The sequence below is a fragment of the Thiocystis violacea genome, assembly GCF_016583575.1.
GTDB classification, from domain to species: Bacteria; Pseudomonadota; Gammaproteobacteria; order Chromatiales; family Chromatiaceae; genus Thiocystis; species Thiocystis violacea.
Genome location: NZ_NRRG01000086.1, coordinates 1 through 10,800, shown reverse-complemented (window position 1 = coordinate 10,800; position 10,800 = coordinate 1). Strand labels below are relative to the sequence as shown.

At 52.3% G+C, this 10,800-nt stretch carries 12 protein-coding genes; 7 read left to right on the top strand and 5 right to left on the bottom strand.

The window, feature by feature from the left end:
* Positions 1 to 139 precede the first annotated feature (139 nt).
* Both CKO27_RS22450 and CKO27_RS22445 read left to right on the top strand, forming a co-directional pair.
* Positions 140 to 1,489 (top strand): lipopolysaccharide biosynthesis protein, encoded by a 1,350-nt coding sequence (locus CKO27_RS22450; RefSeq protein ID WP_200377146.1) that lies wholly within the window; start codon positions 140 to 142, stop codon positions 1,487 to 1,489.
* Positions 1,486 to 2,616: a glycosyltransferase gene (locus CKO27_RS22445; RefSeq protein ID WP_200377145.1), complete on the top strand. Its 1,131-nt coding sequence runs from the start codon at positions 1,486 to 1,488 to the stop codon at positions 2,614 to 2,616. Before CKO27_RS22450 ends, CKO27_RS22445 begins: the two co-directional genes overlap by 4 nt.
* Positions 2,617 to 2,688: 72 nt before the next feature.
* Here CKO27_RS22445 and CKO27_RS22440 read toward each other — a convergent pair whose 3' ends face one another.
* A complete protein-coding gene (locus tag CKO27_RS22440) occupies positions 2,689 to 2,988 on the bottom strand; it encodes a hypothetical protein (RefSeq protein ID WP_200377144.1) in 300 nt (99 codons plus the stop codon).
* Here CKO27_RS22440 and CKO27_RS25400 point away from each other — a divergent pair.
* From CKO27_RS25400 to CKO27_RS22425, 4 genes are all read left to right on the top strand, one after another.
* Positions 2,978 to 3,973, top strand: coding sequence for an O-antigen ligase family protein (locus CKO27_RS25400; protein WP_420825857.1), 996 nt, complete (start codon positions 2,978 to 2,980; stop codon positions 3,971 to 3,973). The two genes, CKO27_RS22440 and CKO27_RS25400, sit on opposite strands and share 11 nt — an antisense overlap.
* Before the next feature lie 91 nt (positions 3,974 to 4,064).
* Complete coding sequence (locus CKO27_RS22435) at positions 4,065 to 4,850, top strand: sulfotransferase family 2 domain-containing protein (RefSeq protein WP_200377143.1); 786 nt, start codon at positions 4,065 to 4,067, stop codon at positions 4,848 to 4,850.
* A gap of 56 nt (positions 4,851 to 4,906) precedes the next feature.
* A complete protein-coding gene (locus CKO27_RS22430; protein WP_200377142.1) occupies positions 4,907 to 5,995 on the top strand; it encodes a glycosyltransferase family 4 protein in 1,089 nt (362 codons plus the stop codon).
* 7 nt (positions 5,996 to 6,002) lie between these two features.
* Complete coding sequence (locus tag CKO27_RS22425) at positions 6,003 to 7,880, top strand: heparinase II/III domain-containing protein (RefSeq protein ID WP_200377141.1); 1,878 nt, start codon at positions 6,003 to 6,005, stop codon at positions 7,878 to 7,880.
* A gap of 235 nt (positions 7,881 to 8,115) precedes the next feature.
* On the opposite strand, the gene CKO27_RS22420 is transcribed toward CKO27_RS22425, so the two are convergent.
* From CKO27_RS22420 to CKO27_RS22405, 4 genes are all read right to left on the bottom strand, one after another.
* Complete coding sequence (locus CKO27_RS22420; RefSeq protein WP_200377140.1) at positions 8,116 to 8,310, bottom strand: hypothetical protein; 195 nt, start codon at positions 8,308 to 8,310, stop codon at positions 8,116 to 8,118.
* A 330-nt stretch (positions 8,311 to 8,640) separates the two neighbouring features.
* The gene (locus CKO27_RS22415; protein ID WP_207281053.1) at positions 8,641 to 9,099 is read right to left on the bottom strand and encodes a type II toxin-antitoxin system YhaV family toxin; all 459 of its coding nucleotides are present in this window, start codon (positions 9,097 to 9,099) and stop codon (positions 8,641 to 8,643) included.
* On the bottom strand, positions 9,096 to 9,413 hold the full coding sequence (locus CKO27_RS22410; protein ID WP_200377139.1) for a type II toxin-antitoxin system PrlF family antitoxin: 318 nt from the start codon (positions 9,411 to 9,413) through the stop codon (positions 9,096 to 9,098). The genes CKO27_RS22415 and CKO27_RS22410 overlap by 4 nt, the downstream gene beginning before the upstream one ends.
* Before the next feature lie 528 nt (positions 9,414 to 9,941).
* Positions 9,942 to 10,151, bottom strand: a complete 210-nt coding sequence (locus CKO27_RS22405; protein WP_276570199.1) for a type II toxin-antitoxin system YafQ family toxin — start codon at positions 10,149 to 10,151, stop codon at positions 9,942 to 9,944.
* Between the two features lie 176 nt (positions 10,152 to 10,327).
* Between CKO27_RS22405 and CKO27_RS22400 the strand changes: the two genes are divergently transcribed.
* Positions 10,328 to 10,573 carry a transposase gene (locus CKO27_RS22400; RefSeq protein ID WP_200377138.1) on the top strand — a complete coding sequence of 82 codons (246 nt, stop codon included), beginning with the start codon at positions 10,328 to 10,330 and terminating at the stop codon, positions 10,571 to 10,573.
* Positions 10,574 to 10,800: the final 227 nt, after the last annotated feature.

Genomic DNA, 10,800 nt, shown 5'->3' with positions numbered 1-10,800 from the left:
TTGTGACCCCGGCCCCCTTGAAAAATAATTCGAATTCGAGACTGAATAATTCGAGCCTGGAACCTTTTTTTATCTGGCCGGATTCCGTTCGAATGCTGGCCAGCGGTTTCGGGCGGCGATAGCACCTCGGGCCATTCGCATGAACAAACGCATCCATAAAGCCATCGCCACAGGGCGTGAAGCACTGGCGCACCATGATCGACGCAAACTCTTATCCGGCGCCGCTGTCGCGTTCTCAATCAAGATCCTCAGCGCTGCACTGTCATACTTCATGTTCGTGGCACTCGCAAGGGCGATGACCCTCGAAGCCTTCGGCGTATTCGGTGCGGCATTTAGCCTCGGCCTCTTTGGCGCGAAAGTTGCTGTCTGTGGCCAGCAGCAGTTGGTCATGCGCGAGGTGTCCGCGCATCCCGATGACGCCGCGCTCAAACGTGGCGTAACCCTTCATGGCTATGCGGTCGTGCTTGTCGCATCCGCTGTGCTCGGCCTGATGCTGACGTTCGCCTCTAGCCTGAGTCATAACGCCATCTATTCGCTCGTGGCGCTGTTTGTCCCGGTAATGGCCATCAGCGAATTGCAGACGTCATTATTGCGCGGGCACGGCTCGATCGCGCTCGCCCTGGCGCCGCGCGAAGTAGCTTGGCGTGTCGCCGTCATCGCTGTCGCCGGGAGTCTGGCGCTGACAGGGAGCCAGATAGAAGCGAACTGGGCACTCGTGTTGGTTGCCGGACTCCTAGCGGGAGCAATCGTTGCCCAGATGCTCGCGCATCCCAGCAGTCGTCTCTGGACTTTCATCGGCCAGCCTAAAAAGATCCTTGACTGGCGGAAAACCAGTGCAAGCTTCTGGGGTTCAAGCGTGATTTTGGGCAGTGCGCAGCAATTGTCGACCGTCATCGTCGGGCTGATTCTGATGCCAACAGCGGCCGGACCTTTCTTCGCAGCTTTGAAAACAGCCCAACTGCTCAACCTCCTGCTGCTGTCCAGCAACATCATCGCCGCCCCCTTGTTGTCCAGGTATTACGGGCGTGGCGATCTCAAGGAAATGCAGATTGCGGCAACATTGGTCGCAACCATCGCGGGCAGCTTCGCGATTGGCGGACTACTTGTGATGATCTTCTATGGAGATGCATTGCTTGCCGTATTTGGGTCCGGCTTCGTTGACGCACACGCAGCCCTCATCGTCATGGCTACCGGTTACACGGTTAGCGCCGCATGCGGACCGAATGCCGAAGCCCTCGATATGACCGGAAACGAGCGGATAATGCTCCGCATCCTCACCACGACGAATGGCGTCGCACTGCTCGCGCTTCCAGTTGCAACCTGGGCCTTCGGCACCATGGGGGCCGCCGCCGTGGTTGCCGGTTCGATGATGACCTGGAATCTCTGGGCGCGACACGAAACCAAGCGCCAACTCGGCATTGACACCAGCCTGCTATCTCTCATCACTCTATTTTCGACACGGCGCATCTTCGCCAGGGAGCACACATGATCTACATCGGAATGGCGGCCGTCAGCTTTGTGGCGCTGATTTACCCCTACCTTATTTACCCCTTGCTGCTCCGCGCCTTCCCAAAGCGGCCAGTGTCCCTTGCCGAACACGCGCCCGTTCCCGCGCGCTATGCGCTTGTCTTCTGTGCCTACAATGAAGAGACGGCCCTGCCCGAAAAAATTGCAAACATTCGCGAGATCAAAGCCTTGCTCCCCGATCTCCAGGTCGTTGCCTACTCCGACTACTCGACCGATGGCACTGTCGCCCTTCTGCGTAACGCATCGGATGTTCTCACCCTGATTGAAGGCAAAGAACGGGCGGGAAAAGCCACCGGGATGCGCCGCATGGTCGACTCCCTTGACGTCGATGTCATCATCTTTACCGATGCGAATGTGATTCTCGAACCTCGCTCTGCCCGCCGGATCCTCCAGTATTTCTCGATCCCTGAAATCGGTTGCGTTGCAGGCACCTTGCATTATTCCAACCCTGAGGCGAGCACCACCGCTCAGGTTGGCTCGCTCTATTGGCGACTGGAGGAATCGATCAAACAATTGGAGAGTGCGACGGGTTCGACCATGGGCGCGGATGGATCCATCTTCGCCGCGCGCCGCGAGCTGTATCCCGAAGTGCCGCCGAATCTCCTCGACGATATGATTGTTTCCATGACACCCCTTTTCCATGGCAGACGTGTAGTGAGCGCGCCAGACGTGATGGCATTCGAAAAATCTGCAACCTCGTCCATAGATGAGTTTCAGCGCAAACGCCGAATAGCGTGTCGGGGTTATAAGACTTACCTATACTTAACGCCGAAAATCTCTGCCATGGAAGTAGTGGATCGTTTCAAATTCGTTTCCCACAAAGTAATGCGGTGGTTCGGGGTAGTACCAATGGTTTTGATTATTGTTTTTTCTCTGTTAAGCCTATTTCTAATGGCAGGCATCACGGCTACACTGTTCATTGTCTTTTCTTTTATCTTCCTCGCTTATGCATTAAGCATATTTGGCATTCCTTTGTTGAATGCTGGCGTTGAAATTGCGATATCGATACTCGCCAGCGGGATTGGCATAATTGATGCCCTTCGAAATCATGACTATACTGTTTGGAAACCAGCAAAAAGCCGAAGCTAACTGAATGTCGAGCACACCAATAATTTACAATTGCTTATTATCGGCGTATTGCGGCTCAAGTAAGATTGTCTATTAGATGAATAACAAATCACTAATTCTTTGCGCAGCAGCAATTTTTTTATCTGTATTGTTACCAATCTCTTTCTTGAGCATGGAAAACGGTACTAATTTTTCGCTGAAGAGTTTAATAGTAATATTTTTGATGCCGCTTTTTTTTCTGTCTTCAATCCGGCATTTCTGGCTACTGTGGCTTGCAGTTCTAGTTTCTGCAGGGCTAGCGACAAGGGCAGGCGTTGACTTGAATGCCTCGCTTCGTCTTCCTTTCTTGATCGCATCGTTCGCATCGTTGTGTGGATTCTTCATGGTTTTCATACAGCGCATCCATGACGAAAGGTGGCTGCGCTTACTGACGGTCGGCCTCTTGATACAACCGCTTAGCATCATTATTTTTCAGACTGCTCCATCCGTTGAGGAGTTTTATTTAGCTTCACCAATTCCGTATTCTATATTCGGCTTTAATCCGATCGGAAACGTGCTTTCGGACGAAAAATCCGGGGGACTCTTGTTTGATAATGGGAACTGGGCAATATCTTTTATTTTCTCGTTGGCGTGCATTTACCTGATTCTATTCGAAGGGTTAACTAGATTGACGCTTGTTATCATTTGCATGGTATCAATTTTTTTGACAGGCTCCAAGTCAACATTTCTCCTAATGCCAATCGTTGGATTTGTCGGGCTATTGCTATGGTCCATATCTCGCTCACGTAAGGAGACAGCAAAGTTCCTAGGCTTTAGCTTAACCGCTCTAAGCATTATCGGGATAGCCTTGACTCCTACCGCAATAGTTTTATTAGGTGTCACTGTAGACACATTCTCCTACCGCTTATCTTTCTGGACCTTGGCATTACAAAATGTCGGGGACTATCTTTGGTTGGGAGGTGGAGGAGGATACTGGTTAGACCTATTTCTTACGCAAGGTGATGTTCGCTGGTGGCGAGAAGGCATCCCAGTCCATAATTCCCTGTTAAGTATGCTTATGGTCGCGGGCATCATGCCAGTCACATTGATTCTTCTGTTCTTTGTTAAAATTATTCGTATTGTGTTGCGGTGCATCTATTCCGTGCATACAACCCAATGTGCTCGCGTTCAAATTTTGACATTTCTTGGTTTGCTTTGGGTTTTTCTGCACTCACAAGTCTCTAATATGTCAATTTTCGGAGACACCTCAACTATGGTTCTTACATCGCTGCTTGTTAGCCTTTGTTTTCAGTCTATAGGTTACGATTCGGCAGCATATGGTTGCTTACCGTTTCGACCTAAGCAAATGAATCATGTCCGTAAAGAATCCGTGAATTAATCATCATCGTTTTTATATTCGGCCACTTTACATGCGTCGTCGTGCAGTCTCGAAATGCATGGTTTTGAGCTATTGCTTTAGGATCTGACATATGTTTTTATCTAATCTCAAAATTAGAGATATTAGAAAATCCCTCTATTCGCTTGAAAATTCAAATGATGTTCTTGCGCATGCCTTACTGAATACAGCCCTACTATCTTATTGCGCTTTAGATTTAATAATCCTCCATCGAGCATCCAAACCCGATACATTTTCCGAGAAACTTTTCTCTGCAGATAAAAGTTTTTTGTGTGTCGTGATCCCAAAATCCGGTTCTCGAACTCTCGTTTACGGTTTAACTGAAGCATCTCAATGTTACAATTTTAGCCTCGACATATCAGAGAAAAGGATTGAGCACTTTGTCGGCGAATATTACGAGTATTTTAAATTCTCTGTCGTCAGAAATCCTTGGGCACGTTGCTATTCTTGCTATAAGCAGAAAATTCGCAACCCTACACCGATACAACGCGCGCTTCATTTCAATGGCCGCAAAGGATTACGATCCAATATGTCATTTGGTGAATTCGTAGAATGGCTGGGCACACCAGAGGGCAGCGATGAGCGCGCGGATCGGCACTGGATTTCACAATCTATTGTTCTCGGCTTGGATAAAGGAATGCAATATGATTACATTGGAAAACTAGAAGAGATGGATTCTGTTATTAGGGTGGTATCAGAACGCATCGGTGTCAGTAGCGATTTCTTTGAACATAAACTGAAGTCCACCGAACCTGACGAATATTTGAAGCACTGCACTCCCGACATCATTTATGCCATTGGCGAACGATACGCGGCGGATATTCGAAATTTTGGATACGATGTGCCAAGAATCGATTGACCTGTACGGGATAACTTCGTTCTTATGGTTGATTATGCTTGGGGCGGTCTGATGCGATGAGCAGGTTTCTATTGATATCAAAAGGTTACCCCCCAGAAACCGGTGGCCTAGAATCCTATGCAAAGCAGGTTGGCGCAGCTTATGCCGCTGAAGGCCATGAGGTCGTGCTCTTAACCGCCTGTAGCGCGACGAGAAAGGAATTTGAGGACGATAACGTCCGGATTCTGAACGTAGGAATGGCGCCTCAACTCATCGTCTTTCTGCGTATGCTCCAGGTCTTGTTTCGGTTCAGTCCGGGCGACTTCGATATCGTGCATGCCACCACCTGGCGGACCGCGATGCCCGCACTCGTTCGTGGGTTTCGCGCATCGATCGTTTTGACGGTCCATGGGCGCGAGGTCTTCGTCGTCCCGTCGTACTTGAAACGGCTGATGTCCCTGACCTTCCGTCGCGTCGACGCGGTGATCGGGATCAGTGCGCCGATCATGGTGAAATTTCAGGAGACGATTCATCCGAAACTCCGCCAGGTAGGGGTGGCTTGGGACGGTATTTCGTTCCAACGCCTCGCCGAGGCTCATTCCCCCGCCCCCAATCCAAGTCAAATCTTTTGCGTCTGTCGGCTTGTTGAGAGAAAAAACCTGCATGGCGCAATCATGGCTTTAGCGCCGCTGAAGCGTGAGGGTCTCGATTTCCGGTTCTTCATTGCCGGATTGGGTCCGGAGCGTGAACGGCTCGCGGGACTCATCCATCAACTCGATCTGAAAAGCCATGTGACCCTGTTGGGACGAATCAGCGATGAGGATCTACTCGGATACTACCGCTCGAGCGGGATCTTCCTGCATCCCCAGATCGCAACTCTCGACGGCGGAGATATCGAAGGATTCGGGATTAGCATCGCCGACGCGATGTCTTTCGGCGCAGCGGTCATTGCTGGGAATAGCGGAGGACCATCGGACTTCATCTCGCATGGCAGCACCGGTTTGCTCGTGGATGGGCAACAGCCAGAGGCGATCACCACGGCGGTTCGAAACCTGCTAATGCGGCCAGAGGAACAACGTCAACTGGGTCTAGCGGCGCAAGCCTTTGCGCTTCGAGAGTTGACTTGGAGTCGGCATGTCGAGCGCATCATGGCGCTGGTGTCGTGATTCTAGGATGAAGGTCTATCCTTCGTTTCCGATGAAACCGCTGATCGTGTCACTCCTGCTCCTGACGAATAGTGTTTTTTGGGCGGGGGTGCCATGGCACCCTGCACAAGTGCAGGAGCTGAAAACCAGCGAGCTGATTTCCCGTTTGCATGAACATCCGCGGCTATTGCTCACTGATGGACGGTTGTCCGAACTGCGATCACTGTATCCTTCCGATGAGCGCCTAAGATCATATATCGATGCGCTCCTTGAATCGGCGGATGGTATTTTGTCCGAGAATTGGCGGCCGCAATATGAACTTTATCCGCCGCAATTCACCATCTTGAAAAGCAGTCGGCGAATGGTGAAAGAAATCCAAACGCTAGGGTTTGCCTGGCGTTGGACGGGAAAGACCCATTATCTCGAATCCGCGCAAATCAAGCTAATTAGCGTTTGTGACTTCCCAAATTGGCACAGCAAGCATTTCCTCGATACAGCGGAAATGGCTTATGCAGTGGGAATTGGATACGATTGGTTTTATTGGGCCTTACCCGAAAACCAACGCCATCGCATCGAAGAGTGTTTGATCGCTAAAGCATTAGACCAAGATGCGCAGATCAACAGGGTTTTCTCCGATCCTTCGAAAAGCTCGAATAACTGGAATGTCGTCACAAATGCTGGCTTGGTCGTTGGCTCATTAGCTATTGCGGAGTCCTATCCTGATGATGCGGCTCGTTTTCTGGAGCAAGCCCAGCGAACTCTCCCGAATTGCTTAAAGATGTCATCTCCCGATGGCTCATGGCGAGAAGGCGTTGTGTATGCGAAATATCTTTCTACATATCTTGCTCGCCTATTGTCGTCTGCCGAAACAAGTTTAGGGATAAATCTAGATGTGACCGACATACCCGGCGTGAAGCGGATTCCGGAATTCATTATCAGCAGTGTTGGTCCATCGGGTTTTACTTTCAATTATGCGGATGCCGGGACGAAGCGACGCGGTACACTTCCTTTTCTGTTCTATTTTGGCGGGAAGTATGGCATTGACTCCTATTCAAATGATGAACATTCTTTTCTTGACTCTAAGGCTGAACAGTTATCTAGGTTGGTGACGCCTGAGCATTTGATATGGTATCAGGAAAAAAACGATCAAGCAGATAGATCTCTGCGTGTTTCCAGTGTATTTGAGTCAAGTGATGTTACCGTTGCGTTCCTCACCAAAGAAGCCCAGGATAAAAATGCAGTCTGGCTTGCGGTAAAGGCGGGACAAACACTTATTCCTCATGGTCAAGCCGATCAAGGGCAGTTCGTCATCGATGCTTTGGGAGAACGTTGGGTCATTGATCTGGGCGCTGATAATTACGGACTTCCTGGCTATTGGGATTCCGATTCATCAACAGGCAAGAGATGGTCTTATTTGCGCCTCGGGTCCGCAGGTCATAATGTTCCAACCCTGGCTGGATATCACCAAGCATTCGATGGCAAAGGAGTGATGGAAAATTGCAGCTTTAGCAATGGGCCTCACTTCTGCGAAATAGACCTGACGCACGCATATCCGCGTTTGAACATAAATAATTTCGCTTATCGTAGAAGGGTTGAAGTCGGAGATAACAAGGCTTCAGTTGTTGATTGCTTCGAGGGAGATGGCAGCCTCCCAATTGTCTGGAAATTTTACACCGATGCTGATGTATCAGTCAGATCAGATGGAATTATTGTTCTTACTAAGGGCGCAAAGACTTTCTATGCTCGGATATTTGCTCCGAATGCTGGACTTCCACGCATTGATCTACCCGAAAGCAATCCGCCAGAATTTTCTCTGAATGGTGCTAAACGCATTTCATTGGATACCGTATTGGAAGCGGGGAATAATTGCATTACAACTGTTTATACCCTGAATTCCATGAATTAAAGAATTAAAGAGAATTAAAGGGGCCTGGTTCGGCCGAGTTCCGGGAGGACGAAAAAAAGCCGGGGTTTTGAGTAGGCCGGGCACTCCCCGGACGGTAGGGCGAAGTTTGTGTTCTCTGTTTGCCGCCTAGTTTCCTGGCGGTGCCACATGATCTCGCCCGTGGTCCAGGTTGCGACCCGGCCCCTCTCAGAACCGGACAAGCGGCTTTCCCACATCCGGCTCCTCGGTCGGTCATTCAACAAGCCTCCGCTCTTCGAAAGGGATTCAGGTCGATGCGGATACGCACGCGCGGCCACTGAACGTGGCGCAGGACGGCATTGTAGCCCTCCCAGTTGTACGCCTTACGCTGGCTCTTGCGGTTGAGCCATCGGCGCAGAATACGCGTGGCGTGATAGACGTAGCGCGAGCAACTGCGGAGAACCGGGGTCATGAGCCGGGGGTCAGGTCTCCCATTGCACATTATCTCGAGAACCGGGGTCAGGTCTCCCATTGCACACCTTGCCAATCCAGGGGGCAGGGTCTTGAATCGAGCGCGCCATTCGGGTCAGACCACGTCTTAGGAGCTTCCCTGAGCCGTCTCCAGACCGCGGAGGTGATCTCAGGTTGCGGCTATACTCGCTCCATGACCGATGATCGCTCCAGCCAACCCACGGCACCCAGCAAGCCGACCAAAGCGCAACTGCGCCAATGGGAGAAAAAGCCGGGGTCAGGTCTCCCATTGCACATTTGATCGCTCCGGAATAACCGGGATAGGTCACAATTAACCTGTCGACCAATCCGACTGGCTCACAGCAACCAGGCTATCCCAATCATCTGGCGGATTCCCTCGCTCAAGCATCTTCTCGAATGTGGCGTAAGGATCGGACTTGCTACCTGCCGCCCGCAGCGTCTGCTCATCGTTGACCCAGGCAAACAAGATGGTCTTTACCCTGGAGTCGTAGCGGAAGAACAGGCGGAACCGCCGTCCGACCTTCGCGCGTCGCCAATGCCGATAGGCTAGACCAAGGGTGTTGCCTTGGCGGTATTCGTCCCGCGCGGGATTGCTCGGCACTGTCTCCAGTATCAACCGGCTCAACGCACGAAACAGCTTGACATTGGCATTGCGCTCAAAGTCCATCGGATCGCTGCGCTCGGCGCGCGCGGCGGCGGCTTGCAGCTTTTGAAGCTGCTCGACGATGCAACCATGGAACAGGAGCACCCATCCGTGACGCTGGATCAAAGCGCCACGTCTCCCTCAATGTCTTCATCGAGGTCCAAGGCGTGACCGGCGCTTGCGAGCATGGCCCGGGCAAGCTCCACGGGTAATGCTCCGACGTGCTTACCGGTGCGGATGTCCGCTTCCAGGAGACTCAGAAACGCTCCGATCGCCGGATCTTGATGCTCGGACTCAGCGCGGGTGACGATGACCTCGCCGCCACGCAGCTCGAAGGCCACCTTGCCACCAGTGGTCACACCCAGCGTCTGCCGGATGGACTTGGGCAGGGTGATCTGGCCCTTGGAGGTCAGGGTGGCAATTCCGTGGATGCCAGTCATGACATTTACCCCGTAATCATAATAAGAGCACAAATGTAAGGAAAACGCCTTACGTTGTCAACCGAGTAACCGAGGGGCGAAAACCGGCAGTTCAGTTCCGAATTCCGGGTAGAGTAGAGAGCAGGCATCCGGCGACCTTAGACGCGACCTATCTGTTTCCGCCCCTTTCGTCTGGCGGTGCCTCAATAGCCGCGTCATCGCCACAGGCTGCCCATGGTCCGGGGTCAGGTCTCCCATTGCACGGTGCCACTTACGGGCGCCGCAGCGTGATGTCGTACTGGTCCCAGCGCGAATCCGAAGAAACCGCCACCAGCCCCTTGGCGCGCGCTTGCGCGATGATCAGCCGGTCGAAGCAAAAAAATTAAAGAAAAAAATCAAAGGAAATCAAAGGAGCCTGGCTCGACTTCATTCGAGCCACCCGGGCCGGGACGTCCGGTTCCCTTTCTGAATCTTGCCTGATCTCAGGTTTCACCTCCCAGCCCCCCCGCAAAATCACGGTCACACTGAAACGTGGTGCCAAATTAAGGATTAGTCGAGACCCAATTCGGCATGCGAGCCGAGACGCACCAGTTGTAACGTCTGCGCATCAGGCTTGCAGTAAATCAGTATCAGGTCGGGTTTGACATGGCAGTCCCGATGGTCTTTCCAATCGCCCGTCAGCGCATGATCGCGATGCTTGTCTGGTGGCGGAAGATCCCGGGCAAGCATCTCGATGATGGTCGTGAATTCGGCTTGCAGGGATTGTCGGTGTTTTCCTTTGGCTTCGCGCTTTAGGTCGCGTTTGAAGCTTGACGGCGGGGAACGGGGTCAGGTCTCCCATTGCACACCCGGCCACTCAGGCGCTCAGGCGAAGCCCCGGTTGAAACCGCGTTTGACCAGATGTTTCAATCCACAATCCGGGGTCAGGTCTCCCATTGGGCCGGGACGCCCGGCTCCCTTGTCATCCTGCGTGGTGTCGATCGCAGTGCCCTTTTTTTCGCGACGAGGACAAGCCATTTTTCCTCGACGCGCTTGCCGTTCTCGCCCCGGCTGACGGTGTGGCCGTCCACGCTTATGTCTTGATGACCAATCATGTGCATCTGCTGATGACGGCCGAGGGCGATGAGGGCCTTGCGAGACTGATGAAACGGCTGAGACAGCGATCAATCGACCCCAATTAGGAAGGCCGCGGGCGGAAGTATCGGAATTCCTCGCCAGGGGTGCATACCCGTGAGGTGTGAAGGAATTAAAGGGGCCAGGCTAGAATGGCACTAAGATAAGCCCAACCTGCTGAAACGCATGAGAAAGGCTGGCGGTGGTGGTAGGCTGAGAGTGGCCAAACCCAACTGCCCACCCGTGGAGCCAGCCCCCATGCATCCTCGTCAGCGCGCCGCGCAGCGGCAACGAC

Coding starts and splice junctions, on each gene's coding strand:
- CKO27_RS22450 (WP_200377146.1), top strand. CDS start 140: ATGAACAAACGCATCCATAAAGCCATCGCCACAGGGCGTGAAGCACTG.
- CKO27_RS22430 (WP_200377142.1), top strand. CDS start 4,907: ATGAGCAGGTTTCTATTGATATCAAAAGGTTACCCCCCAGAAACCGGT.
- CKO27_RS22410 (WP_200377139.1), bottom strand. CDS start 9,413: ATGACTGGCATCCACGGAATTGCCACCCTGACCTCCAAGGGCCAGATC.
- CKO27_RS25400 (WP_420825857.1), top strand. CDS start 2,978: ATGGTTTTCATACAGCGCATCCATGACGAAAGGTGGCTGCGCTTACTG.
- CKO27_RS22445 (WP_200377145.1), top strand. CDS start 1,486: ATGATCTACATCGGAATGGCGGCCGTCAGCTTTGTGGCGCTGATTTAC.
- CKO27_RS22435 (WP_200377143.1), top strand. CDS start 4,065: ATGTTTTTATCTAATCTCAAAATTAGAGATATTAGAAAATCCCTCTAT.
- CKO27_RS22425 (WP_200377141.1), top strand. CDS start 6,003: ATGAAGGTCTATCCTTCGTTTCCGATGAAACCGCTGATCGTGTCACTC.
- CKO27_RS22420 (WP_200377140.1), bottom strand. CDS start 8,310: ATGACCCCGGTTCTCCGCAGTTGCTCGCGCTACGTCTATCACGCCACG.
- CKO27_RS22440 (WP_200377144.1), bottom strand. CDS start 2,988: ATGAAAACCATGAAGAATCCACACAACGATGCGAACGATGCGATCAAG.